Raw genomic sequence first — 24,474 nt, 5'->3', positions numbered from 1 at the left:
CGGCTTCAGTGGAGCCTGCGGGCCATGTGCTCGCCGAACATCACGCAGGCGAGATGGGTGTTGGCGCGTGGGACGAAGGGGAAGACGGAGGCATCGACGACTCGGAGACCCTCGAAACCGAGGACCTCGCACCGGGGGTCGACGACCGTCTCCGGCGCGTTCGGATCTCCCATCCGGCACGTGCTCGTCGCGTGCTGCGTGTCGACCACGCTGGCGCGCAGGTAGCCGCGCAGTCGCCCTGGTGTGTCCAGGGCATCGCGCAGCGACGAATTGACCCGCCAGAGATCGCCGTCGGCGATCTCCGCGAAGCTGGAGTGGGCCACCAGGTCGCCGAGGAGCCTGATGCCCGCTTCCAGGCGGTCGATGTCGCGCTCGTCCGACAACATGTTCAGCGCCACCCGGGGCTGCGTGCTCGGGTCGGCGCTTCGAAGCTTCAGCGTTCCGCGCGAGTAGGTCCGGTTGACGAACACCCCGACGGCACCGGCGCCGGCGCGCACTTCGGCCGCCGCCATGGCCAGCGCGTTCTGGTTGAGGGCGGCCAGCATCATGTCGTTCCCGCCGGGCACGGTGCCGCTGCTGTAGCGCACGCAGCAGTTCGTGTGCCGGTCGGCGGGGCCGGCCGAGGCCGCTTCGGTGAGCGGGATGCCGATCAGGGCCATCGGATGGTCCTGGAGCCCACGGCCCACCGGCAGATCGGCACGGACCTCGATGCCCAGCCGTCGGAGGTCATCGGCGGGGCCGATGCCCGAGCGCATGAGGATCGAGGGCGAGGCCGTGGCACCCGCGCTGAGCACGACCTGGTTCGCGTGGAAGGCCGATCCGTCGGCCAGCCGGACGCCGACTGCCCGAGCACGTTCGAAGAGAACCACGTCGACCAGGCTGTCGCCGCGGATGGTGAGGCCCGGGTTGTCGCGACGTGGCTCCAGGTAGGCGTCGTGACACGAGACCCGTCGACGGTCGATCGAGTTGATGGGGTAGGGAGAGACGCCGGTCGCGCCGGGTGCGTTGACGTCCGGGGCCCACCCGAAACCCGAGGCGAGCGCTGCCGCGCGGAGCGCCTGGTCGACCGAGCCCCACGTGTCGACCGGGGCCCGGTAGACGGGGATCGGGCCGGCGGTGCCGTGGTAGTCCTCGTCGCCGAAGCCGGCGTCGGACTCCAGGGCGACGAAGTCCGCCATGACCTCCGCGGACGACCATCCGGTGCAACCGGAGGCCGCCCACTCGTCGAAGTCCTCGATGGGCGGCCGGATCGCGATCTGCCCGTTCACCGTCGAGCTTCCGCCGAGGCCCTTGCCTCGCCAGTACAGGTAGGGCTCCTGGGCCTCGGTCCTGGTGGCCAGATGCCCGTCCCACAAGAACGCGTTGTAGTCGGAGTTCAGGATCGCGTTCAACGGATTCGGCGACCTCCATGCCTCCGGAAGCTGCGAGGCCGCGTAGTCCCGGCCGGCCTCGAGCAGCAGCACCCGCTGTCCCGCGTCGGCGAGCCGTGCCACGAGTGCCGAGCCGGACGAGCCCGCTCCGACGACGATGGTGTCGTAGCTGCCTGCTGATCCCATCTGGCCTGATCCTTGGTCTCGTCGCTAGGCGGTGAGGTCGAGCGTGTGAACGGTCATCTCGCCGAGTGCCGCGGGAAGGGGTTCGACGCCGAACCCGGGTCCGCCGGGGATCGACACCGCGCCGTCCTTCATGACGATCGGCTCGGTGATGTCCTGGGCGTAGAACCGATCCGAGCCCGAGATGTCGCCGGGCAGCGTGAAGCCCGGGAGCCCGGCCAGCGCCGCGTTGGCGGCTCGGCCGATGCCGGTTTCGAGCATGCCGCCGCACCAGACCGCGACGCCGTGCGCCAGCGCGAGGTCGTGGATGCGTGCCGCCTCGAGGTATCCCCCCACTCTTCCAGGCTTGATGTTGATGACACTCGCCGCCCCCAGCGCAATCGCGTCGGCGGCCGACCGCGCGTCAACGATCGACTCGTCCAGGCAGATCGGCGTGGTGAGCAGGCCCGCGAGCAGAGCGTGTTGCCGCAGGTCCTCCTCGCCCAGCGGCTGTTCGATCAGCAGCAGATCGAAGGGGTCGAGTCTGCGCAGCCGCTGGGCATCGGAGAGACGGTAGGCGGTGTTCGCGTCAACCTGCAGCGCGATGTCGCCGAACCGCTCGCGCACCGCCTTGACCGGCTCGAGGTCCCACCCGGGCTGGATCTTGAGTTTGATGCGCGCGTAGCCCTGGTCGACGAAGTCGCCCACCCGACCGAGCAGGTCGGGAATCGACTTTTCGATGCCGACGCTGACCCCCGACGGCACCGAGACGCGGGTCACACCGAGCTGCGCTGCGAACGACATGTTCCGAAGCCGCAGCTGGGCATCCAGGATCGCCATCTCCAGAGCGCCCTTGGCCATGCGGTGGCCGACCACGTGCTCAAGTGCCGCGCCGACCGTCGATGCCGACACGGCGTGACCCGCGGCCTGCCACTCGAACAGCGCGGGCACGAGGAATCGCCGCAGGACCTCTCGTGCTCCCTCAAGGTATTCCGGCGAGTAGAACGGCTCGGCGAGGGCGACGCACTCACCCCACCCTGTCACGGTGCCGCCGTGGTCTGAGGCCGTGACCCGGATCAGGAGCGGAAGGCGCTCCGTCTGGGTGGAGAACGAGGTGGTGAACGGGTGGATCAGCGGCATCCGGACCGTGATGAGCTCGACACGCTCGATGTACATTCTCAGGTGCTCCTCGTGAGGCAGTAGTGACCCCGGCGGTCGAAATCGACGACGACCCAGCCTTCTTCCAGCAGCCCACCCAGCGCCCGTCGTAGCGCGAGCCGCCATGAGATCGCGAGCTCGGGTTCGTGGCGCCGTAGAGCCTCGATGTCCGAGGGGATCTCCACGACGCATCGGGTCAGAGACTCCGCCCGGCCGAGGTCGAGCTGGGGTCGCCGGTCCACGGACCTCAGCACGGCGGGGCCGTGCTTCTTCTCGGCTGGTGAGGGCGCTGTGGTCTGCCCGATGTGCCAGGCCACCATGATCCGGTCGCTGTGCTGGCCCTGGTTGAGCCCGTCACCCATCGGTCCGTAGAAGTCGGGCAGGTAGACCTCGACCTCACAGCCGAGCTTGTGGAGGTTGAAGTACGCGTTCCGGGCCACCAGGGGGTCATAGGTCCACGTCACGCGAGTGACACCGCGGGCCAGGCACCAGTCGCGCTGGTGGTGCTTGAGGGCTCTGCCCCATCCTGTGCCCGCCGCGTCTGGTCGCACGCCGGCGATGTGGGAGTGCAGGGCATTCTCCCGGGGCGGGTAGAAGAACCCGACGCAGACCGCCATGAGCTCATGGCCGCGGAAACCACCGGCGACGTAGTTGCCCGCGTGCGCGAACGCCGTGAGGAGCTCCGGGCTGACATGCGACTGGGTGTTTTGGACCTTCCAGATCTGCGCCACGAGCTCGGAGGCGGCAGACATCTCCTCCGGGCGGTGAAGCAGCCGCAACTCCATGGAGGTCGAGTTCGGCGCCTGGGTCGTCATGAGCACTCCTGCCGCAGGAAGCGGTGTCCGTTGTAGACGCCGCCGGCGACGGGCCGGAACTGCTTCTCCCCCGCGAGCTCAGCGGTGGTGTAGGCGTAGACGCCCGGGATGTTCGAGGCATGCAGCGCGACGAACTCCGGCTCTGCTGCCGTGCCGTCGCGCAGATGCCCCTTCCGCTCCCACAGTGTCAGTCTGAGACCGTCCGCGTCGGGGGCCACCTCCGCGCGATAGCCAGCGCACTCCCAGGCGCCCTCCAGCGGTTCGGGCGGACGTGTCATGTCGGCCCGGACCTGGACCGGGGGCAGGCTGCCGTCGATCGACGACGTGACGTCCGCGAACAGCTCGTAGAAGAGACCATCCGGTTGACCACCGCTGGTCAGCAACGCCACCGCGTAGTTCGTACCGGGGATCAAGCGCAGGTATGAACGTTGGCCGATCGTGCCGCCGTCATGGCCGTATACGAAGGTTCCCCGCCAGTCCTCGAGGAACCAGCCCAGTCCCCAGCCTTGGACGGTGGCGACGCTCTGTCTCAGATCGACATGCTCGATGGTCATCAGGCGAGCGCTGCCGGCTGACAGCAGACGAACGCCTTCCCGGGTCACCCCTCCGCGCAGTGACATCTCCGCGAACGTCAGCAGGTCGCCGACGCTCGCCACGATCAGGCCCGCGGGTCCCATGGATCGGGTGATCGACCACTGGGGCACCGGGGCCGACTCGTCGCCGAAGCCGGCGTGGCCGGTCGCCGTGGCGAACCTGGGTGCGTCCTCGCTCAGGGTGATGGTGTGCCGCAGGCCCATCGGCTTGATCAAATAGTGGAGCAGCGCCTCGTCCCACGTCATGTCGCGGAGCACCTCGACGATGCGGCCCGCGACGACGAAGCCGGCATTGCAGTAGGAGAACCTCTCTCCAAGCGGGTGGATGTGGGAGACGGCGGCGAGGTGCTCCACGTACCGCGCGACGCAGTCGTCTCCCCTCCCGGTGTCGGTGAAGACGTCCCCGTCGATGCCGCTGGTGTGGTTGAGCAACGCCCGTACCGTCACCGGGGGCGACTCGTCATCGGCCAGCCTGAAGTCCGGCAGGATTTCGCGCACGGGAGCGTCGAGATCGAGCAGCCCCTCGTCGACGAGCTGCATGACGAGCATCGTCGTCCAGACCTTCGTGATCGACCCGATCTGAAAGACGGCGTCGTCGATGACGGGTTCCCGGGTCGAGACGTTCAGGACCCCGGAGCTGACCGTGATGCGGTCGAAGACCGTTCCGCTCCGATCGAGCTGCACAATGCCGAGTTGCGCCCCGACGACTCCGTGCCGTTCTCGGAGGAGGTCCAGACGGCGGCGCCAGTAGTGCTCCCCACGTGGGGCCGGCGACAGCGCGGCCGGCCGTGCGGCGGCGCGGGTGTGCAGCTCGACCCATTCCACGACCCGGGCGTGGTAGTCGACGCGGTGATCGACCTCGCCGTCGGCGATGAAGAGGTGGCTGCCTCCTGGATAGACCACCAGGCGAGTCGGCACACCCTGGATCCGCAGTGCCGAGAACCACTGCTGCGCCTGTCCGATCGGGCAGGTGTTGTCGTTCTCGCCGTGCAGCACGAGCGTGGGTGTCTTCACCTGCTCGACGCGTGCGATCGGAGAGCTCTCGATGAGCCGGACCACGTCTGTCGGCGCGGCACCTGCGGTCGCCGAGGCGAGGAAGCCTTCCGGCAGCAGTCGCTGACCGGCGATGGAGGCGAAGTCGCAGATCAGGCCGCCGGCCACCGCGGCCGCGAACCGGTCGGTGTGGGCGGTGAGGGCACAGGTCGCGACGCCGCCGTAGCTATAGCCGGCGACAGCGAGTCGCTCGGGGTCGGCGATCCCCTCGGCGATCAACTGGTCGATCGGCTCGATGAAGTCCGCCAGATCAGCTCGTCCCCAGCCGCCGTCGACGGCTCGGTAGAACTCCTCGCCGTACCCGTCGGATCCACGGGGGTTGAGCGTGAGGACACGCCACCCGCGTGCGGCGAGGAGCTGTTGGTACAGATGGATCTCGTCGGCCACACCGGCCCAGGCGTTGTGCGGCCCACCGTGGATGTCGAGCAGGAGCGGAGCGGTTCCGGTCGTGTCCGGTGCCGCCATCAGCCACCCGTGGACGACGACGCCATCGCTGATCGTGAACTCTCGTGGCTCCGGTCGACAGAGCTGGACCCCGGGGAGGCTCTCTTCCATCAGCGAGGTGAGGACCTCGACTTCGCCGGTGGCGAGGTCGACGATCGCGACCTCGGCGAACGACTCAGGAGTGGTCAGGACGATCGCGGCACGGGGTGCCTCGGCGGCCACCGAGAGCGCGGAGACGACCTGATGCGGCTCCGCGACGATCGGCCTGCCCTCTCCGCCATCCGGACCGACCCCGTACAGATGGGTCCAGCCACGGTCACGCAGGCAGAAGACGATCTCGCTGCCGTCGTGGCTTTGGGCCGGGTGGCCACCTGGGTAGCCCGTCGCGCCCGGCAGCACATTGCGGTCCAGCCCAGCCGTGATGTCGGTGTCGGGCCTGCCGTCGCCGTACAGCCGGAGAAGCCGGGCATGACCTGCCACCATCGCGGGTGATCCCACGGCGAGCAGCGACGCGCCGTCGCGAGCCCACATGACCGGACCGGTCACTCCTGTGGCCTGTCCGAGCACCTGCACCGGAGCGAGCGGGTCGTCGACCTCGACCGCGTAGGCGCGGCGTTCGAGCTCGACGTCTGCGCGGTGGGCCATGGAGGCCGTGAATGCGAGGCGGTCGCCGTCGGGCGACCATGCCGGGCCGTCCGCGTCGTAGTCGCCGTCGGTGACCTGTCTGATCTGCCTGGATCCCAGGTCCATCACGAAGATCTGGCGGCGGACACTGCCGATCCAGCCGATCCCGTCCGCCTTCTGGTCGAGCGTGTCGATGACGATGGGCGCAGCGGCGTCGCCGGGCGCGCGGTTCACGGGTGCGGAGAACGCGACCCGGCGACCGTCCCGGCTGACGGCCGCGGCCCCGGCCCCCAGCGGCAGCTCGGTCAACCGCGTCGGCTCACCCATGTGCGGCAGGAGATGCAACTGCGGGAATCCGTCGACATCGCGCAGGAACATGATCCCCGTTGGGACGATGCGAGGTGCTCGATCCGTCGGCCCGTGGGTCAGCGGCTGTGGCTGAGAGTCGCGGGAAACCGCCCACAGCGAGGTCTCCGTGCGGTGGTCTGCCGCCTGGCGCCGCGTGAAGACGACCGTTCTTCCATCCGCCGTGATAGCAGTCTCGGGAACGGTGACGACCTGACGGACGTCATCGAGACTGAACAGGCGAGAGTTCATAGAGTGGTTCCTTCGCCGAAGAGAGGGGTGCCGATCCGGGGGACGGCACGGACCAGCTCACGTGTGTAGGGGTGTTCGGGGTGGTCGATCACCTCGGTCGCCGATCCGACCTCGACGACCTGCCCGTCCTTCATGACTGCGACGTGGTCGCACAGCTGCCTGACCACAGCGAGGTTGTGGCTGATGAAGAGAACCGTCAGATCGAGGTCCCGCTGGACGCGCATCAGCAGATTCAGCACGGTCCCCTGCACCGAGACGTCCAGCGCCGAAGTGATCTCGTCAGCGAGCAGCACCCGGGGCTCGGCGGCCAGCGCCCGCGCGATCGCGACGCGTTGACGTTGACCCCCCGACAACTGCATGGGCAGATCGCCGGCACGGGCCGGGTCGAGCTCGACCATCTCGAGAAGTGCGGCCACCTCGCCGCGCCGGTGAGCGCGATCGCGTCGCGTGGATCTTCCGCGTACGGCGAGCGCCTCCTCGATCGAGGCGCCGATGGACATCCTTGGGTTCAGGCAGGAGTTGGCGTCCTGGAAGATCAGCTGCACGGTGCGGCGAACGGACGCGGCGCTCCCCCGGGCACCGACGACATCGGTGCCGTCGACCAGGATACGGCCCGTATGCGCCTCGTGCAGGCCGACGACGGCGCGAGCCAGCGTCGACTTGCCCGAACCTGACTCGCCCACCAGCCCCACCGTCCGGCCGCTCGGCACGTGGAGACTCACCCCACGAACCGCCTGATGGGCGGCGGGTCCGTGCCCGTACCTGACTCCCACGTTCTCGAAGGCGAGGTCGCTCACACCGACCCCTCCCTTACGGCGTCGAGGGGAAACTCGGCACCCTCGGTGATCGTGGCGAACTCGGTGCCCGGGACGGCGTCCATGTGCGGCACCGCCGCCATCAGCGCCCGGGTGTAGGGATGCTCCGCGCGTCCGCTCGCGAGATCCTCGGTGCTCAGGCTCTCCACGATGGCTCCCCGGTACATGACCAGGACTCGCGTGCAGAATGACGAGACCAGCGAAATGTCGTGCGAGACGAACATGACGGCCGTCCCATGCTCACGGTTCACCTTCCGCAAGAGCGCCAGGACCTCCCGCTGCACCGTGACGTCGAGGGCCGTTGTCGGCTCGTCGGCTATGACCAGCGCCGGTTCGCCCATGAGCCCCATCGCAATCGTGGCTCGTTGCCGCATGCCACCCGAGAACTCGTGGGGATACTGGCGGGCGCGGCGAGCCGGGTCGGAGAGCCGTACCGCGGCAAGCCGGTCGACCGCACGCCGGCGTGCCTCGCGTCGGCTGAGGCCGCCGTGCAGGAGACCGACCTCCGCGACCTGCGTACCGACGTGAAGGGCGGGGTTGAGCGAGGTCGAGGGATCTTGGAAGACGAATGCCAGCCGCGTGCCGAGCTGTTGGGCCAGCGACTTGGAGCGCGGTCTGCCGGGGACCTTGCCCCTGACGACCAGTTCCGTGCCGTCGAACTGGACCGATGACGCCGTCACGTGAAGTGGCTCTTCCAGGAGTGACGCGACTGCCATGCAGGTCAGTGACTTCCCCGAGCCTGACTCACCGACGATGCCGACGATCTCCCCTCGATCGATGTCGAAGCTGACGCCACGAACCGGCGTCGCCCATCCATCCCCTCGGAGCGCCTCCACGCGCAGGCCGCGTACGCGGAGCACGGGGTCCTCCGCGACCTGCGGGACCGGTGATGCCGCCGTCGAACCGGTAGGCTGCCGGCGCCGTCGGCGGCCGGAGGGCCGGTGCAGCCCGAATGTCCGGGCGAGCACCTCGCCGGCGAGCGCGAACGTCACGCCGGCGAACACGATGGCGGCGCCCAGCCCCAGAGACGGAGCGGGGTTCACGTAGATGGCTCCCATGCTCTCGTTGAGCATGCGGCCCCAGTCGTAGTCCGGCGCCTGTACGCCGAGGCCCAGGAAGGACAGCCCCGTCGCCGCGACCAGCGCGGTGCCGGCGCCGATGCTGGCGTTGACGATGAGCAGGTCTCGCACGTTGGGCAGGACGTGCCGTACCAGGATCCGCGCTCGGCTGACGCCGAGGATGCGAGCGGCGGCCACGAAGTCGCGCCCGGTCACCGACGCACCGAGGGTCTGAGTGAGCCGGGCGTAGGACGGCGCCATGGCCAGGCCGATCGCCAGTGTGACACTGGTGGCGCCCACACCGAGGGTGATCGACACGACGATGGCGAGCAGGAGAGCCGGAAAGGCGAGTGCCACGCCGATGGCGCTGTTGACCAACCGCCCCAGCCGCCGGGGCGCGATCGTCGGCAGCAGGCCGATGACCACACCGACGAACACGCCGAGGGCGGTCGACAGGACGGCGGTGACGATCGAGAGCCGGGTCGCGGTCAGCACCCGCGCGAGAACGTCCCGGCCACCCGCGTCGGTGCCGAGGAGGTGGTCCGCGCTGGGCTTCGCGGACAGTTGGGTCAGATCGGCCTGCCGCGCGGCCTCGCCCCACAGCACCGGTCCGAACACCGCGAAGAACGCGACCACCATCAGGGCGGCCAGCGCGCCGATGCCGAGGGGAGAACGCAGGACGGTCAGGAACCTGCGGCGAGACGAGACCGCCATGGGCATCGGCTCGCCCACCGCCGTCGCGGCGGGCGGCCCCGCCAGCGCGGAGTCGGGAGAGGACATGCTTGTCACCGCCATCACGTGTCTTTCAGCGCTGAACGCGGGTCAAGGCAGACCAGGACGATGTCGATCAAGAGGTTGGAAACGAGGACGATCAAGCCGTAGACGATGACGATCCCCTGCGCGAGCGGAAAGTCCTTGCTCCGCACCGCGTCCACGATCGTGAGCCCGAGTCCGGGCCACGAAAAGATGGTCTCGATCAGCACCGTGCCCGCGACGAGGGAGCCGAGCACGATTCCGGCGACGGTGAGCGAGGAGGTCACCAGGTTCGGCAGAGCGTGGCGGAAGTACAGGCGCCACCTTGACATGCGCTTCGCCCGCGCCGTCCGGATGTAGTCCTGCTCGAACACGGTGAGCGCCTCGACCCGGACGATCCTCGAGACGCCTGCGGCGACCGCGATCGACAGGGCCAGGACGGGCAGCACGTACGAACTCGGATCGGTTCGGCCCGCCACGGGCAGCAGGTGGCTCTGAACGGCGAAGAAGTACACCAGAGCGACTCCCATGAGGAACTCGGGGATGACGGCGAACAGGCCGCTCGCCGAGGTGTAGGCCAGGTCGACGGTGGGTCTGCGGCCGCCTCGGGTGAGCGCGGCGACGACGATGCCGAGCGGGATCGACACCAGGAGCACCAGCGCCAGCGACAGGAACGCGAGTTCCAGGGTCGCCGGCAGGCGCTGCTCGATGATCGTGGTCACCGGCAGGTGAAGGGAGAAAGAGTCTCCGAGATCCCACGTGAGCAGCCCCTTCCAGAAGTTCAGGTACTGCGTCCACAGCGGGTCGTTCAGTCCCAGGCTTTCGCGTTGTGCCTCCACGACCGCGGCCGTCGCGTTGATTCCGAGGGCATTGCGGACCGGGTCTCCTGGGATCAGCCGGACCATCAGGAAGACGACGGTCACCAGGGTGACCACCGAATACGCGAGCCGCACCAGCCGCCGCACGATGAAGGCCCCCAGTCGCCCACCTCTGCCCCGGAACGTTCCGGTCGCGGAATCCGGTCCCGCCCCGGTTCCCGTCAGCAGGGTGACGGTCGGTTCCGTGGTCACTTCAGCACGCGGATCGCGGAGCCGCCGATGGGCAGGTAGAGCGCCGTCGCGCCATTGAAGTACATCTTGTACGGCGTGACGGACACCGGTATGAGGTCAGCGCTTGTCATCAGGGTCTTCTCCGCCTCGGCCCAGGCCTTGCAGGCATCGTCACCGGTCCGGTCGGCGGCCGCGACGACGCTGCGGTTGTAGTCCTTGTTGTCGATGGAGGCGAAGTTTGTCCCCGCAGGGGCGGCAGGTCCGGAGAGGTACTGCGGGAAGATGGCCGGTGTGCCCGTCTGGAGGTTGAGCCCCAGCGATGCCGTCCAGCCCGACGGGTCTTTGGCCGCGAAGGTCCGGCTGATGATGTAGTTCTCGTCACCACCGTCGAGTTTCACGGCGGCGCCGGCGGTCTCCCACTGCTTCGCGACGTATTCCGCAGCGGCGCTGCCCGTGTCCGTGGAGTTGTCGTAGACAAGTGTGATGTCGACCGGCTTGCCCACCGCGCGCAGGGCCTGGCCGGCGGCGTTCGGGTCGTGGGAAGGCAGGTTGCCCTGGACGGTGTCGTAGGCGCACCGGCTCGGGTGTCCGGAGAGCAGCGATTTCGCCCGTTCGCCCTTGCCGCCGGTCAGAATCTTCGTGAGGGTGTCGAGGTCAATCGCCTGGGTCAGTGCGCGCCGTACGGCGGCCTCAGCGGTCGGGAGACCTTGATGGTGGTTGTAGACGATCATTCCGGACATGGCCGGCGTCGGCTGCGACTTGAGAGCGGCGAGGCGTTCCTCGTCCTTGCCGCTCACTATGGCCGCGTTGAGTTGACCGGACAGCAGCAGGTTCGCTCTGGTCGACGGGCTCGGCACGATCTTGGTCGTCACGGTCTTCGGCATCCCCGGCGTGTTCGAGGTGCTGTTCTTGGGGCCCCACGTGTAGCCCTCTCGGCGGGTCATCGTGATCGAGTCTCCGGCCACGACGCGATCGATGGCGAACGGGCCGGTGCCGTCGCTCCCCGCGGAGAGGCTCTTGGGGTCCTTCAGGCCGCGCTCGCACACCAGCTGCTGCGCGCCGATGTCGTACAGCATGAAGGGCCGCGGCTTGGAGGTGGTGACGGTGAGAACGCTCCCCTTCGCGCTCGCCTTGGCATCTGCCGGCACGACGGATTCCAGGCGCGGCGACTTGTTGGCGGGGTCGACGATCCAGTTGAGGTTGTCAGCGGCGGTTTGCGCGGTGAACGGCGTGCCGTCGGCGCAGGTGATGGCGTCGTTCAGGGTGTAGGTGACCTTGGTCGGGCTTTCGGTCCAGCTCTTCGCCAGGAAGGGCGCGGGCTTGGCCGTCTCGGGGTCGAGGAAGATCAGCGTGTCGTAGGAGTACATTCCGACGATCTGCGCGTTGACGAGGTTGGTGACGAGCGGATTCAGGTCGCCTGGGTCGGAGTCGATCGCGAACGCGAACGTGCCGTCCGTCGCGAAGCCCGCCTGGCCCCCGTCCGAGCCCGAGCCCGAGCCCGAGCCCGAGCCGCCGCAAGCCGCAAGAGCCGGCAGAGCGATGAGGAGGGCTGCGAAAGCAGCAGCGCGTCGATTCATGGCAGGCCCGCCTTAAGGTCCGAGTCGGGGTGTGACGTCGAAGACCAAGACTCACCCGCCTAGTCGGAGAGGCGCATCGTACGTCCGCCTGATCTGCGTGCGCGGACCTTGGACGATCGACCAACCCGGGACCGGCTGATGCGGTCCCGGTCGCTACGCGGGTGGCCGCGGCGATCGCCGACCGGGGCCGAGGCGGAGTTGCAGCATCAGAGCGAATCGTTCGTCGGGGTCGGCCAGATCCACGCCGCCGATCGTCTCGATCCGGCCGAGCCGGTATCGGAACGTGTTCTTGTGCACGTGGACGGCTCGTGCCGCGGCGGCGACGTCCCCGAAGTGCTCGAGCCAGCTCTGGAGTGTCGGCACCAGCTGGGTGTCGTGTTCGGTGTCGTAGTCCTCCAGGTCGGCGAGCGGGCCGGTCAGTTCGATGCGGTCGGCTGCCATCAGGTCGCCGAGGCGGAGCAGGAGAAACTCGATCGCCACGTCCGCCAGTGACGCGACGCGTCTGCCCGCGCGCGGATTGGAGCTCAGCACCCGCATCGCGGCATCGGCATCGCGCCGGGATGAGCCGAGTTCGCTGACGTCCTCGACGATGCCGCCGAGTCCGGCGCAGAACTCGGTGGTGGTGTCCAGACGGGCGATGAACTCGGCGGCCAGGTCCTTCATGGCGGCCAGCGCCGGGGCGGCCGCGGCACGCACGGGGACGACGGCGTAGACCGCGCCACCGAGTTGGGCGACGATGGCCCGCGGATAGGTGGGCCTGAGGTGCGTCCGAAATGCGGAGGCCGTTCGCTGGATGTCGGCCGCCGTGCGGACCTCGTCGTCGGACTGCAGCGGCCCCAGGACCAGGACGCAGACCGGCGACGAACCGAAGGCCAGCTGCTGCGCGGCTTCGCGCGCGCCGGTCCCTCCCTCAAGGAGCATGGACAGCAGGGCCACTCCGAGTCGTTGGGAGGCATCGGCGCTGACGCGGGCACGCAGCATCTCGAGCGCGATCACCCGTGCTGCCCCGATCATGGCGGCCTCCCGCTCGGGGGTGAGCGGCCCTGCCACGGCGGCCCAGATGGAGCCGAGAAGCTCATTGCCCGCCTGGACCCTCATCGCCGCCCGAGGACGGGTGCCGGGGGCGGGGTTCTGCATGAACACCGGTCGCTCCGAGGCGTACACGCGGCGGAACATGCCCTGTTCTCTCTGGTATTCGCTGTAGATCTGCGGCACCTGGAGGCCGAGGATCGTCAGGCGGCGCGGCTCGTCGGCGCCGGCCTGGTCAGCCGAGAAGGCGACCACCCGCGACGACAGATCCTCGATCGTGACCGGGGCATCGAGGAGAGCCGACAGCGAGTTCGCCAGGGCGAACAGGTCTCGGTCCGCATCGCCGCCGACAGCGGGCGCCCCATCGGCACCGAGATGCAGAGCGCCGCTCAGCAACGTCGCCACCTGGATCCACGATGCGCCCTGCACCAGGCCGAAGACGGACACCTTGCCGCGCTCCGCCTCGCGGGCGACCTCCTCGTCGACGGCCAGCGGCTCCCGGACCACGAGGGCCGTGGCCCCGGCTTCGCCCAGCGCTCTGACCAGGGTGACCAAGCTGTCGTCAGCCGCCACGCCGACGCCCAGCACCACTGCGTCCGGCGGGACGTCGGGTTGGTCCAGAGGATCGTGAAGGATGACGGTCGTCACGGCACGAGCCGGCTGACGTGGCCCCGCCTTGATGGTCAGCAGCGTCGAGCCGAGCCGCTCGACCACCCGCCCCAGGTCCGCTGGACTGCTCGTACCGCCTTGCATTGTGTGATCGTACATCTGTGTCCGATTTGATTCGGTCGATCGACCCAGTGTTGGCGCGAAAGCCTCGACAACACTGGGAGTTACGCGTGGCACCGACGAAGGAGCAGCTCAGCGATGAAGGCGTACATTTCCGTCGACATGGAGGGCGTCGCCGGCATCGCGACCCTCGACCAGATCGTGCGCGGCGGGTACGGCTACCCACGAGCCCAGGAGCTCATGACCGAGGAGGCCAATGCCGCGATCGCGGGCGCCTTCGACGGCGGAGCGACGAGCGTGCTCGTGAACGACTCCCACGGGACGATGGACAACCTGATCCACGAGCGCCTCGACCCGAGGGCACGGCTGGTCTTCGGGCAGCCCAAGGCCCAGTGCATGGCCGAGGGCCTGACCGAGGACTGCGCCGTGACGCTCTTCGTGGGCTACCACGCGCCGGCCGGCACGCCCGGGCTCTTGGCGCACACCTTCTCCGCCTACTTCGGTGAGGTCAGAGTCAACGGATCACCGGTGTCGGAGGCCGAGGTCAATGCCCTGTACGCGGCATCGCTCGGTGTCCCGGTGGGCCTGGTCACCGGGGATGACGTCATCGGCGCGATCGCGACCGAGATCTTCCCCGAGGCCACGATCGTGACCGTGAAGAAGACACACGGATTCTCGGCCACGGACTCCGTCGCGCCGAGCGTGGCGAGGAACCTGGTGCGGGAAGGGGCCGCCGATGCCGTGGCCCGCGCGTCGGCACTGAGCTGTCCGCCGCCGCCCCCGTCGTTCGAGGTCGAGGTCGACCTGCCCTCGCCGGTGGCCGCCGAGCTCGCCACCTGCATCCCCGGCTGCGCCCGGACGGCCGACCGGACGGTGTCGACAGTCCTCACGGCGTCGGCGGATCTCCTCGGATTCATCACAGTCCTGTACGAACTCGCGGCGAGCAGCGAGCGCGCGCGTCAGGTGATCTCCGCCCGCCGTTGAGGCCCGGCGCTCCTACCTGTGAGTTCCTCGATGAGGGTGGTGAGCAGTCGCGTACGCGGGAGGATCCACGCGATCTCCGCGTGCTCGTCGCGGGCGTGGGCGCCGGCGCCGACGGCACCGAGCCCGTCCAGGGTGGGCACTCCCATACCCGCGGTGAAGTTCCCGTCCGATGCGCCGCCGACCGTCATCTCCTCCAGCGGAGGATGGCCGAGGCGGCGTGCGATTCGTTGTGCCTGGCTGAACAGCGCCGCCGCCGCGCTCCGTTCCATGGGCGGCCGGTTGATTCCGCCCCGCACCCGGATCTCCGCCGGGACGAGAACCGGCGTGACCTCGCGGATCGCCCGGTCCACGCGGTGTTGCTCCTCGGCGGTGCCGGCCCGGACGTCGACAGCCACAGTGGCCGTCGCGGGCACGGTGTTGGGCGTCGTGCCCGCGCTCATCACCGTCGGGGTGACGGTCGTACCGGCCGCCGGGTCAGCGAGCTGGGCGATCGCCAGCACCACCTCGGCGATCGCGATGGTCGCGTTCACGCCCTTCTCCGGATCGAGACCGCTGTGCGCGGCACGACCGAGCACTTCGATCCGGTAGAGGGACACGCCTTTGCGCCCCGTCTTCAGTGCGCCGCCCGGGCCGGCCGCCTCCAGCACGAGGGCTGCCCGGCAGCGGCCTGCTTCCTGCTCGATCAGTGCCCGTGATGTCGTGGACCCCAGCTCCTCATCGCCCGTGATGAGAAGGGTCACCTGGTCGAGGACGCCGGTGCCGCGGCATCGCCGCAGCCACGCGAGAGCGTGGATCGCCTGGACGAGGCCGAGTTTCATGTCGAAGCAGCCCGGGCCACTGACGACGCCGGCAGTTTCGGTGTAGGGCAGCTCGTCCAACGTGCCGAGCGGCCAGACGGTGTCGTGGTGCCCGAGGAGCATGACCTTCGCATCGGCCCCGCGCAGCAGGACATGGTCGACTCCGTCGACGCACAGGATCTCTGGCCGACGCCCCAAGCGCTCATGAACCAAGTCCGCGACCACCCGCGCGGAGCGGCCGACCGCGTCCAGGTCCGTCGACGGCGACTCGGTACGAACGAGTCTGCTCAGATCCTCGAGGAGGAGCGACAGGTTCCCGGACACCTCCGGCCCGGTGGAATCCTCGGGTGTCGGCTTTTTCCTCATGAGCCGGCAGCGTTCGCGAGCCGGGTGCGCAGGAACGCGGCGAGCAGGTCCGCGGAGTGGTCGTCGAGGTTGGTGAGGACGACGACGGTCATCGCGGTCGCCGGATCGTGGCCGGCGAACGATTGGAATCCGGGCAGTTCGCCGTTGTGGCCCCACATGCCGTCGAAGTTCGCGATGCCGAGGCCGTAGGTGATGGTGCTGTCGGGCACCGGGTGGGTGCGCATGCGTTCACGCCGGGTCTGCTCCTGGAGGAGGTCGCCGCGCACCGATGCCTCGATGAGCAGTCTCAAGTCGCCCACGGTGGACACCGCGTTACCGGCGGTCCACGCCCAGGACGGGTTGACGCGCGTCGCGTCGACGAGTTCGCCGTCCCGGCGGTGGTACCCACGCAGCCGAGGATCCGGCAGGGCGGCGGCGTCGTGCGTCAGCGGCGGGAGCTCGGTCTCCCGCATGCCGAGGGGGTCGAAGACCAGCCGGCGCGCGACGTCCTCGACTCGTGCGCCGGTTACGTGCTCGATGAGCATTCCCAGCATGATGTAGCCGGCGTTGCAGTACGCCCAGGAGGTGCCGGGCTCGAACTGCTGCGGGTTCCGCAGGGCGACTTTGAGCAGCTCGGAGGGAGTCCAGAGCCGGTCGGGCTCGAGGAGCAGACCGGCGACGAACTCCTCCGAGGTGTAGTCGGGCAGGCCCGAGGTCATGTCGAGGAGACGGCGAACGGTGACTCCTCGCGGGATCTGCGGCTCTGCCAGATGGGCCTGTATCTCATCGTCCAAGGAGAGGTCTCCGGCTTCCACCAGGCGCAGGACGATCAGCGCCACGATGGTCTTCGTGAGGCTCCCGATCCTCATGCGGCTGCCGGCGGTGAGCCGCACCCCGGTGGCCAGATCGCAGACGCCGAGCGCACGGGTCCAACTGCCGTACGACGGACCGCTCACGTGGACGACGGCACCCGGGATGCCCAATCGCCGGCGCTCTCCGTCCAAGGCGCCGAGCAGGTCTGGAGTCAAGGACGCATACGCATCCGATGCATTCTCAGGCAAGCGGAATCCTCACTCGTGGGTGTCATGCCGACCTTCGCATCATTGTCCTCACCAGGTATCGGCGCATTGTGCCGAAGGCCGGAAGCGGCGCGAATCCCTCGTGCGATCGACCGAATGCCCGGGAGACAGCTCTGACTACTGTGAGGCCCAGAAGACGGGGGCCGGTCACCTTGGAGGGAGAATCGCGTTGTCGAGCGTTGAGAAGGACGAGCTCGCGGAGTCCGGCGACACAGGGATCGTCGGACCGCCCGATTCCATCAGGCAGCTCCCGCGTTTCGCGGGGCCCTCCACGTTCGCCCGCCTGCCGCGGCTCGACGAGGTCTCCCGGGCCGACGTCGCGATCTTCGGCGTGCCGTTCGATGCCGGTACCACCTACCGGCCAGGCGCACGATTCGGCCCGGAGGCCATTCGCGCCGGCTCCAAACTCCTGAGGCCCTACCACCTCGGGCTCGAGATCGAGCCGTGGTCAAGGTTGCAGATCGCCGACGCCGGTGACGTCGGCGTGACTCCCTTCGACATCGCCGAGGCGGTGAGTCAGATCGAGTCGGCCGCTCAGCGGCTCTATCGAAGTGCTGACCGGATCATCACTCTGGGCGGCGACCACACCGTCGCCCTCCCGATGCTGCGAGCCGCCCATCGGCACCACGGCCCCGTGGCACTCATCCACTTCGACGCCCATCTCGACACCTGGGACAACATGTTCGGTGCGCGGCTCACTCACGGCACTCCGTTCCGCCGGGCCACCGAGGAGCGACTGCTGGCGGTGAACCACTGCGCCCATGTGGGCATCCGCCACACAACCCCGGCCGCCAAGGATCTGGAGGACGACAGGGAGCTGGGATTCGCGACGATCTCCACACTCGACGTCGCGCGGCGCGGCATCGAGCACGCCGCCGACCGGCTCCGGGAGAGAGTGGCTGATCGGCCGGTCTACATCAGCATCGACATCGACGTGCTCGATCCCGCCCATGCGCCCGCGACCGGCACCCCTGAGCCCGGCGGGCTGAGCACCCGGGAGCTTCAGCTGCTGCTGTACTCCCTCGCGGACCTCGACATCGTCGGTGCGGATGTCGTCGAGGTCTCACCCGCCTACGACCACGCTCAGATCACCGCGCTGGCCGCCGCCGGCCTCACGTTCGACCTCCTGGCCATGGTTGCCCGGGGAAGGTAGTCATCGAAACGGCCCCGGTCCGGGCCGCGATCTCGATGGCGGGCACGCCGTTTATCAGCGAGGTCATGGGAGGCGTGCCGTCACCAGGGCTGCCAGCCGAGGTTGGAGAGCCAGGTGTCCAGGTTCTCGGCGGGGCCGCCTCGCCATAGTCCGACGAGTTCGGCGGAGATGTCGGCGCGGGCGGCGCGGAGCAGCTCGGAGTCCTCCGCGTGGTCCAGGGTGAGCACGCTTCCCGGTGCGGAGACGGCGGTGATCCGGTCGAGGAGCAGGTCGGCGGCTTCGGGCGGCAGCGCATACAAGATGCCCTCCGCCAGCCAGGCCGCCGGCCGCCGCGGGCTGAAGCCTGACTCCGTCAGCGCGAGCGGCCAGTCCTGGCGCAGGTCGGTGGCGACCTTGACGCGATGGCACGCGAGGGTCGCGCCGCGGCCGTCGAGCACGGCATTCGTCCTGGACGCGACTGACGAACCGGGCGACACAATCCGTGGGCATGGCTACCGAGAGCTACCTTGGGGCTGGCCGCGTGGACCCGAGCGGAGGGCCCCCTACACCCGACCAGGGCACCTCAATCGCCGTCCTCGCCCCGCGCCCACGGCGTCAGCCGCGCCGCCATCCGGACCGCTCTGGCCGATCCACTAACGGGGCGCCGGTTACGGCAAGCGCCCATGCTCGACTCCGCTGAGGGCGACCCGTCTTCACGGTCCGCCGCCGCCAAGCACGTTCTGGGCTGGTCGGAGCGCTGAAGGTGCGGCAGGGGGCTTAGAGAAGCGTCAGCGCCTTGGCCAGGCCTGGGTCGTGTCCGGTGGCCAGGTCGTGGGCGGTCGTGGGGGCGTGGTGGTCGACTGGCACGCCGATGGTGTCGATGACCTCGCGGGCGGGCCCGAGATGGCGGACCTTGGGCAGGAGCAGGACGCTGCCGTCATCCAGGAGGTAGGCCGTGCTGGGGCCGGAGATCGCCCCTGCGGTGCGGGTCCCAACGAGGGTGCCCAGGTCGTTGTCCTTGACCGCGGCGCTGAAGTCATCGCAGGCCGAGGCGCATGCGCGGTCGGTGAGGACGATCAGGCGCGAGCCGAGCAGCGCGATGCTGTCGTCGGTCCGGTTGGGCACGCAGTCGCCCTTGAGCGGGCAGAAGTAGCTGGTGATCTTGCCGTGCGCGAACGCACCGAGCAGGCGCGTCACCTCGCGAGGCGAGCCGCCGCCGTTGCCGCGTAGGTCAAGGATCGCGGCTTTCGGCTTGTCCCGTAGCTTGGCGATGACCTGGTCGGCGACGCCTTCGTGGAATTCAGGCAGGTAGACGTAGGTGACGCCGTCGGCGAGCTTCCGAGAGGTCACCGCTGCAGGTCGCCGCGTAACAGGACCTGCTTTGAGCTCGACGACGCGGGTGCGTCCGGTGGTGGGCCGCTTGAGCGTGAGCCGTACCCGGTCGGAGACGAAGGCGTCGCGGATGGCCTGATTGACGGCGTTTTCGATGAACGCCGGCATGCCATTGACCTTCTCGATGATGTCACCGGCCCTGACGTCGGCTCTGGCGGCGGGGCTGCCCGGCAGAACGCGGGTGATGAACAGCGGCGGCCGGGCCGCAGGATCGAGCTGAGGCCCCTGCTGGGCCGACACGCCGACGACGCCGGTTCCGGTCGGCTCGCCTTGGGGCGAGGGGTCCGGCGTGACCCAGCGGGCGTGGTTGTCGTGCAGTCCGGCGACCATGCCGGTGATCGCGGCGTGCAGGGCGGAAGAGTCGCCGACGCCGAGGACCTGCGCGAAGGCGGCCCAGTCGGTGCCGGGGTTTCCGGTCAAGGCGGGCAGCCGAAGATCGGCCCGGTCGCCGCCGCGCCGCATCAGATCGTGTGTGTAGGCGGCGAAGGCGCTCTTCAGCAGCGCCTTCGAGTCCATGACCGGTCCGCTGTAGTAGTTGTCCAGCACGCAGAAGTACGCCTGTCGGAGCGTGTCTACCGAGGTCGCCGACGCCGGTGGCGGCGGTGGTGCCGTGATGGCGGTGCACCCCTTGGCCGGCCCGGAGGCCGAAGTGGGAACCGGAGTGGGAGCCGGGGTAGGCGTCGAGGTGAGAGTCGAGGTGGAGGCCGAGACGAGCGTGCACGCGGGTACGAACATGACACAGGCCGCTACCAGCCCGGCGGCGCACAGCTTTCTGGGCATCAGCCGGGAAACCTCACGATCGGGGCTTGCGGTGCCAGGGGTCCGCCGGGCAGGACAGCCCCGGCGGGCAGCAGGTGCCGGCAGGCCCGGACGGCCTGGCCGTACTTGTCTGACAGCGCCTCCACCCGCTCGCTGCCGATGGTGAGGTTGACCAAGCCGTCGGAGGAGACGGCGACGTCGGGAAAGTCGGGCAGGCCCTGGGCCCGCATGCAGGCGGTGAACTTCGTGCCGCCGTCGCCGGCCTCGATCCCGGCTAGGGCGGCTGGCAGCGCCCAGAGTGAGGCGGCCGTGGCGGCGGCCAGGAGCAGGTTGCGTGTCTTCATGGCGCTTAGCCAATCTCCCGGCCGGTTACGGGGAGGAAACAGCGGCGGTTACCGCGCTGTAACCACCACCTGGGCATGCTAGGCAGATCATGAAAGTGCTGGTGGTGGAGGACCACGAGGAACTGGCCCGCACGGTGGCCGCCGGGCTGCGCCGTGAGGGCATGGCCGTCGATGTCGTGTTCGACGGCGCCGACGCGCTCGAACGTGCCCTGATCAACCACTATGACGTGATCCTGCTCGACCGCGACCTGCCCGGCCTGCATGGCGACGACGTGTGCAGGGCACTGGCCGGGCATCCGGCGCGGGTGCTGATGCTCACCGCCGCCGGCACGATCGAGGACAAGGTGAGCGGCCTCGACGTCGGCGCCGACGACTACCTCGCCAAGCCGTTCGCCTTCGCCGAGCTGGTCGCGAGGATCCGCGCGCTCGGACGCCGCAGCACCTCCGCGCTGCCGCCCGTCCTGGCCCACGGCAGCCTGCGGCTCGACCCCGCCACCCGGGTGGCCACCCGCGATGGCCGCAGGCTGGCGCTCAGCCCCAAGGAGTTCGCGGTGCTGGAGCTGCTGCTGGCCGCGCGCGGCGCGGTCGTCTCGGCCGAGCAGCTCCTGGAGCGCGCCTGGGACGAGTACGCCGACCCGTTCAGCCAGACCGTTAAGGTCACTGTTAGCCGCCTGCGCCGCAAGCTCGGCGATCCACCGCTCATCGAGACCGTCGCGCAGGCGGGATACCGCATATGAGACAGACCGTACGGCTGCGCCTGACCGCGCTGTACTCGGGTCTGTTCCTGGTCGCCACCGTGCTGCTGGCGCTGCTCTTCTTCGGCCTGCTCAGATGGTTGCCCGCGCCGCCGGCGCCGGTGGCGCCCGGAGGAGGCGCGCTCTCGGTTCCCGAACCCTTCCCCGACTCCGGCAGGCTGCTCCAGGTCTCCCTGATCACGCTGGGCGTCATGGCGGTGGCCTCGACCTGGCTGGGCTGGGTGGTGGCGGGGAAGGTGCTGCGGCCGCTGGGGCACATGACGGCCACCGTGCGCCGCATCACCGCCGACCGGCTCGACCGCCGGCTGGCCGCCTCCGGGCCTGACGACGAGCTGAAGGAGCTGGCCGACACCTTCGACGACCTGCTCGACCGGCTGGAGGCCGCCTTCACCGCGCAGCGACGCTTCGTCGCCAACGCCTCCCACGAGCTGCGCACCCCGCTGACGGTCCAGCGCGCCATGGCCGAGGTGGCCCTGGCCGACCCCGAGGCGGACCTGCGCTCGGTCCTGGTACGGCTCCTGGCGGCGGGTCAGCACCAGGAGCGATTGATCGAGGCCCTGCTCACCCTCGCACGCGGCCAGCAGGGCCTGGCCCGCCGCGAACCACTCGACCTCGCCGACCTCGCAGGGCAGGGCGCGCCCGCCCCATTCCTGGGAGACCGGGCCCTGATGGAGCGCCTCGTCGCCAACCTGCTCGACAACGCCCGCCGCTACAACGTGCCGGGCGGCTGGGTCAGCGTCGACACCTTCGTACGGCACGGCCACGCGGTCCTGGTCGTGGCCAACAGTGGCCCAGTCATCCCGCCAGACCGGATCGGCGCGCTGCTGGAGCCGTTCCAGCGACTGGAGGCGGGACGCAAGGCCAGCGGCGACGGCCTGGGACTCGGGCTGTCGATCGTGGCCGCCATCGTGGACGCCCACCAGGGCCACCTGGACCTCAGACCGCACGCGGAAGGCGGGCTCGAGGTCACCGTCACGCTGCCTTCTGCCTAACCCTTTCCCCGCAGGCGCCGCAGCGGCATCCAGCCGACCACGAGCGGCCGGTCCACGCCCCTGGCCGCGAGGACTCTGTCGATATCACTGACGTGCGTCTCGAACGAAGCGGCTGCGGCCGAACGCTTCGATCGGCCGCGGGCCCGCATGTCGTAGGTGATGTGCCGGTAGTCGCTGCCGAGTTCGGCGATGACGCGCCGCCAGTACGCCTGACTGGCGAACTGGCCGTTGAGGTAGATCACGGGGCGGCCGGGCCCACCAGTGTCGGTCACGGCCAGTGCAGTGTCGTCGACCGGCACCATGCCGGTCCAGGTGGAGTTGATGTTGCTCACCCGTTCAGCGTGCACCCTGACCTAAGGTCAAGGTCAAACCCAGGGCGCAGGCATGCGCACATTCGCCGAGCGGGCATGCGACCAAGCGCCTGACTTCGCCTGAACGCAAGGCGGGCAGTTACTCGGGACTGGTAGGCCAGTCACGACAAACAAACCACCAACCTCGCGCCCCGACTACGACCTTCCCCGGGCCTCCTTCAGCTGGCGGGGCACGGTGTCGCCCTTCAGATGCCCGTACACCGTCGAGCGCGGCACACCGAACAGGTCAGCGATCTGCTGGACGGTCTTGACTCGCGCGTCGTACAGCTCTTGGGCCAGCGCTGCCTGCTCGGGGGTGAGGCGGGGGCGACGGCCCCCGACCCGGCCGCGCGCACGGGCGGAGGCCAGGCCGTCCATCGTGTTGGCGACGATCAGCTCCCGCTGCAGCTCGAACAAGACCGACAGCATGCCGAACATCGCACGACCCTCCATCGTGTCGGTGTCGATGCCCTGCTCGATCACATGCAGGCCCACGTTGCGTTCGCGCAGGTCCGCCCCGAGGGTGACCAAGTGCAGGACTGAACGCGACAGCCGGTCCAGCCGGGTGACCTTGAGCGTGTCGCCCTCGCGCAACAGCTTGAGGACCAGGTCGAGGCTGGGCCGGGAGGCCTTGGCGCCACTGGCCTTGTCCAGATAGATGTCGTTGCGGTCGACGCCCACGCGCAACAACGCGTCGATCTGCTGGTCGGGGTTCTGGTCGGCGGTACTGACCCGCGCATAGCCGAAGAGCACTGTCGAAATCTACTCCACGAACCGTTCACCGACATTGATTCTCGACACGAGCCATCGACAGTGCTCACCTGCGGTTCCGTGATCGGTCCGGCGAGTGTCGACAGACGACCGTTATTCGACACTGAGATGACTCAACCCCGTGACCACAAAGAGTAGAGATGGTTACTCAACGCTACTTTGCGGCTGGTGACGCGGACCCGAGTGGGAGCCCAATACCGACAGACACCATCGACCGTTCCCGAACAGCAGCGAACGCCTCCGAACTTTCCACCAGCAAGTTCTCGAGGGTTTGATTCCTCGCCCTGTGAAGGCGTGCGGTATGGGCCATCATTGAGTCCAGTCAGGGACCAACCCACAATTCCCACAGTCGCCGAATGTCATGCGGCCTGCATTCATTTCCGGTTGAGCCGTCCGCGTAGTCTCGGCCCACTACGTGGCATTCGAGGCGGGAGTTGTAATAGGCGACAAACTCCCATCCAGAGGCGGCCATCGACTTTGCTGGTGACGCAGATACAGGTGAAACCATCGCGACCAGGGTGGCGAAGGCCACGACCGCCGCTCCCAGCGCAGACTTGGATGACATACGATATCTCCGATGACAAGGGGAGCGACACTGTCGCTCTTCTTTAGATTGAGGCCCGCCCCTGGGCGCTTATGCCTGGAGGCTCAAGCTCCCAGGGGCAGGCACTGCTTTGCTTGATCATGCACTCCGGCGGGGCCGTTATTGTGCATACATCTAGTAGATCAGTCGCGCATTTCAACCAAAACGCCATAGGCGCCGCTACCATTCACACAGGTTGTTCGCGATTCCTGCCAAGGCCGTACCCATGAACCTAGGGCGTCGCCACCGTAGTAGCAGTATAGGCGGACGCGGTGATAAGCCGCGATATAAGGCGTGGCGCAGGCCGACCATCCCTCGCCTGCACCTTCGTCGGGATCCCACTGAACCATGCGTGCCCCGCATTT

At 68.8% G+C, this 24,474-nt stretch carries 20 protein-coding genes; 4 read left to right on the top strand and 16 right to left on the bottom strand.

Annotated elements, in window-relative coordinates; genetic code table 11:
* Nucleotides 1-5 precede the first annotated feature (5 nt).
* The 9 genes from ACIBQX_RS43935 to ACIBQX_RS43895 all read right to left on the bottom strand — a co-directional run bounded on the left by ACIBQX_RS43935 (nt 6) and on the right by ACIBQX_RS43895 (nt 13,850).
* Entirely contained in the window at nt 6-1,556 is a 1,551-nt protein-coding gene (locus tag ACIBQX_RS43935; protein WP_397015501.1) for a GMC family oxidoreductase, read from the bottom strand.
* A gap of 24 nt (nt 1,557-1,580) precedes the next feature.
* On the bottom strand, nt 1,581-2,708 hold the full coding sequence (gene menC, locus ACIBQX_RS43930) for an o-succinylbenzoate synthase (protein ID WP_397015499.1): 1,128 nt from the start codon (nt 2,706-2,708) through the stop codon (nt 1,581-1,583).
* A gap of 2 nt (nt 2,709-2,710) precedes the next feature.
* Nucleotides 2,711-3,505 (bottom strand): GNAT family N-acetyltransferase, encoded by a 795-nt coding sequence (locus ACIBQX_RS43925; protein ID WP_397015497.1) that lies wholly within the window; start codon nt 3,503-3,505, stop codon nt 2,711-2,713.
* Entirely contained in the window at nt 3,502-6,597 is a 3,096-nt protein-coding gene (locus tag ACIBQX_RS43920) for a serine hydrolase (RefSeq protein ID WP_397015495.1), read from the bottom strand. Before ACIBQX_RS43920 ends, ACIBQX_RS43925 begins: the two co-directional genes overlap by 4 nt.
* 215 nt (nt 6,598-6,812) lie before the next feature.
* On the bottom strand, nt 6,813-7,613 hold the full coding sequence (locus tag ACIBQX_RS43915; protein WP_397015493.1) for an ABC transporter ATP-binding protein: 801 nt from the start codon (nt 7,611-7,613) through the stop codon (nt 6,813-6,815).
* The gene (locus tag ACIBQX_RS43910; protein WP_397015491.1) at nt 7,610-9,469 is read right to left on the bottom strand and encodes a dipeptide/oligopeptide/nickel ABC transporter permease/ATP-binding protein; all 1,860 of its coding nucleotides are present in this window, start codon (nt 9,467-9,469) and stop codon (nt 7,610-7,612) included. Before ACIBQX_RS43910 ends, ACIBQX_RS43915 begins: the two co-directional genes overlap by 4 nt.
* A 14-nt stretch (nt 9,470-9,483) precedes the next feature.
* The gene (locus ACIBQX_RS43905; protein ID WP_319711848.1) at nt 9,484-10,512 is read right to left on the bottom strand and encodes an ABC transporter permease; all 1,029 of its coding nucleotides are present in this window, start codon (nt 10,510-10,512) and stop codon (nt 9,484-9,486) included.
* Nucleotides 10,509-12,068 (bottom strand): ABC transporter substrate-binding protein, encoded by a 1,560-nt coding sequence (locus tag ACIBQX_RS43900; protein WP_397015489.1) that lies wholly within the window; start codon nt 12,066-12,068, stop codon nt 10,509-10,511. Before ACIBQX_RS43900 ends, ACIBQX_RS43905 begins: the two co-directional genes overlap by 4 nt.
* A gap of 153 nt (nt 12,069-12,221) precedes the next feature.
* Nucleotides 12,222-13,850: a PucR family transcriptional regulator gene (locus ACIBQX_RS43895; protein WP_397015487.1), complete on the bottom strand. Its 1,629-nt coding sequence runs from the start codon at nt 13,848-13,850 to the stop codon at nt 12,222-12,224.
* Nucleotides 13,851-13,964: 114 nt separating this feature from the next.
* Here ACIBQX_RS43895 and ACIBQX_RS43890 point away from each other — a divergent pair, with 114 nt between their 5' ends.
* The gene (locus tag ACIBQX_RS43890; RefSeq protein ID WP_397015485.1) at nt 13,965-14,810 is read left to right on the top strand and encodes a M55 family metallopeptidase; all 846 of its coding nucleotides are present in this window, start codon (nt 13,965-13,967) and stop codon (nt 14,808-14,810) included.
* Here ACIBQX_RS43890 and ACIBQX_RS43885 read toward each other — a convergent pair.
* A complete protein-coding gene (locus ACIBQX_RS43885) occupies nt 14,786-15,973 on the bottom strand; it encodes a M20 family metallopeptidase (RefSeq protein ID WP_397015483.1) in 1,188 nt (395 codons plus the stop codon). The genes ACIBQX_RS43890 and ACIBQX_RS43885 overlap by 25 nt on opposite strands.
* A complete protein-coding gene (locus tag ACIBQX_RS43880) occupies nt 15,970-16,935 on the bottom strand; it encodes a serine hydrolase domain-containing protein (RefSeq protein ID WP_397015481.1) in 966 nt (321 codons plus the stop codon). Before ACIBQX_RS43880 ends, ACIBQX_RS43885 begins: the two co-directional genes overlap by 4 nt.
* Nucleotides 16,936-17,200: 265 nt before the next feature.
* Between ACIBQX_RS43880 and speB the strand changes: the two genes are divergently transcribed.
* The gene (gene speB, locus ACIBQX_RS43875; RefSeq protein ID WP_225301984.1) at nt 17,201-18,184 is read left to right on the top strand and encodes an agmatinase; all 984 of its coding nucleotides are present in this window, start codon (nt 17,201-17,203) and stop codon (nt 18,182-18,184) included.
* Nucleotides 18,185-18,264: 80 nt separating this feature from the next.
* On the opposite strand, the gene ACIBQX_RS43870 is transcribed toward speB, so the two are convergent.
* The 3 genes from ACIBQX_RS43870 to ACIBQX_RS43860 form a co-directional block, all read right to left on the bottom strand.
* Nucleotides 18,265-18,660: an SAM-dependent methyltransferase gene (locus tag ACIBQX_RS43870; protein ID WP_397015479.1), complete on the bottom strand. Its 396-nt coding sequence runs from the start codon at nt 18,658-18,660 to the stop codon at nt 18,265-18,267.
* Nucleotides 18,661-18,940: 280 nt separating this feature from the next.
* Nucleotides 18,941-20,335, bottom strand: coding sequence for a S41 family peptidase (locus ACIBQX_RS43865; RefSeq protein WP_397015477.1), 1,395 nt, complete (start codon nt 20,333-20,335; stop codon nt 18,941-18,943).
* Nucleotides 20,335-20,658, bottom strand: coding sequence for a hypothetical protein (locus tag ACIBQX_RS43860; protein ID WP_397015475.1), 324 nt, complete (start codon nt 20,656-20,658; stop codon nt 20,335-20,337). Before ACIBQX_RS43860 ends, ACIBQX_RS43865 begins: the two co-directional genes overlap by 1 nt.
* A gap of 89 nt (nt 20,659-20,747) precedes the next feature.
* Here ACIBQX_RS43860 and ACIBQX_RS43855 point away from each other — a divergent pair, with 89 nt between their 5' ends.
* The gene (locus ACIBQX_RS43855; protein ID WP_397015473.1) at nt 20,748-21,395 is read left to right on the top strand and encodes a response regulator transcription factor; all 648 of its coding nucleotides are present in this window, start codon (nt 20,748-20,750) and stop codon (nt 21,393-21,395) included.
* Nucleotides 21,392-22,405, top strand: coding sequence for a sensor histidine kinase (locus tag ACIBQX_RS43850; RefSeq protein ID WP_397015471.1), 1,014 nt, complete (start codon nt 21,392-21,394; stop codon nt 22,403-22,405). Before ACIBQX_RS43855 ends, ACIBQX_RS43850 begins: the two co-directional genes overlap by 4 nt.
* On the opposite strand, the gene ACIBQX_RS43845 is transcribed toward ACIBQX_RS43850, so the two are convergent.
* Together ACIBQX_RS43845 and ACIBQX_RS43840 are read right to left on the bottom strand one after the other, a co-directional pair.
* The gene (locus ACIBQX_RS43845; RefSeq protein ID WP_397015469.1) at nt 22,402-22,737 is read right to left on the bottom strand and encodes an alpha/beta fold hydrolase; all 336 of its coding nucleotides are present in this window, start codon (nt 22,735-22,737) and stop codon (nt 22,402-22,404) included. The genes ACIBQX_RS43850 and ACIBQX_RS43845 overlap by 4 nt on opposite strands.
* Before the next feature lie 174 nt (nt 22,738-22,911).
* Nucleotides 22,912-23,508, bottom strand: coding sequence for a recombinase family protein (locus tag ACIBQX_RS43840; RefSeq protein ID WP_397015467.1), 597 nt, complete (start codon nt 23,506-23,508; stop codon nt 22,912-22,914).
* Nucleotides 23,509-24,474 lie beyond the last annotated feature (966 nt).

The organism is Nonomuraea sp. NPDC049714, assembly GCF_044465295.1.
Lineage (GTDB): Bacteria > Actinomycetota > Actinomycetes > Streptosporangiales > Streptosporangiaceae > Nonomuraea.
The sequence above is the reverse complement of the archived record's forward strand: the minus strand, read 5'-3'. Positions and strand labels throughout refer to the sequence as shown.

Bases quoted from the DNA above. Each gene is read 5' to 3' on its own strand.
- ACIBQX_RS43900 (WP_397015489.1), bottom strand. From the start codon at position 12,068: ATGAATCGACGCGCTGCTGCTTTCGCAGCCCTCCTCATCGCTCTGCCG.
- ACIBQX_RS43855 (WP_397015473.1), top strand. From the start codon at position 20,748: ATGAAAGTGCTGGTGGTGGAGGACCACGAGGAACTGGCCCGCACGGTG.
- ACIBQX_RS43850 (WP_397015471.1), top strand. From the start codon at position 21,392: ATGAGACAGACCGTACGGCTGCGCCTGACCGCGCTGTACTCGGGTCTG.
- ACIBQX_RS43890 (WP_397015485.1), top strand. From the start codon at position 13,965: ATGAAGGCGTACATTTCCGTCGACATGGAGGGCGTCGCCGGCATCGCG.
- ACIBQX_RS43920 (WP_397015495.1), bottom strand. From the start codon at position 6,597: ATGTTCCTGCGCGATGTCGACGGATTCCCGCAGTTGCATCTCCTGCCG.
- ACIBQX_RS43895 (WP_397015487.1), bottom strand. From the start codon at position 13,850: ATGCAAGGCGGTACGAGCAGTCCAGCGGACCTGGGGCGGGTGGTCGAG.
- ACIBQX_RS43860 (WP_397015475.1), bottom strand. From the start codon at position 20,658: ATGAAGACACGCAACCTGCTCCTGGCCGCCGCCACGGCCGCCTCACTC.
- ACIBQX_RS43925 (WP_397015497.1), bottom strand. From the start codon at position 3,505: ATGACGACCCAGGCGCCGAACTCGACCTCCATGGAGTTGCGGCTGCTT.
- ACIBQX_RS43935 (WP_397015501.1), bottom strand. From the start codon at position 1,556: ATGGGATCAGCAGGCAGCTACGACACCATCGTCGTCGGAGCGGGCTCG.
- ACIBQX_RS43910 (WP_397015491.1), bottom strand. From the start codon at position 9,469: ATGTCCTCTCCCGACTCCGCGCTGGCGGGGCCGCCCGCCGCGACGGCG.
- ACIBQX_RS43865 (WP_397015477.1), bottom strand. From the start codon at position 20,335: ATGCCCAGAAAGCTGTGCGCCGCCGGGCTGGTAGCGGCCTGTGTCATG.
- menC (WP_397015499.1), bottom strand. From the start codon at position 2,708: ATGTACATCGAGCGTGTCGAGCTCATCACGGTCCGGATGCCGCTGATC.
- ACIBQX_RS43885 (WP_397015483.1), bottom strand. From the start codon at position 15,973: ATGAGGAAAAAGCCGACACCCGAGGATTCCACCGGGCCGGAGGTGTCC.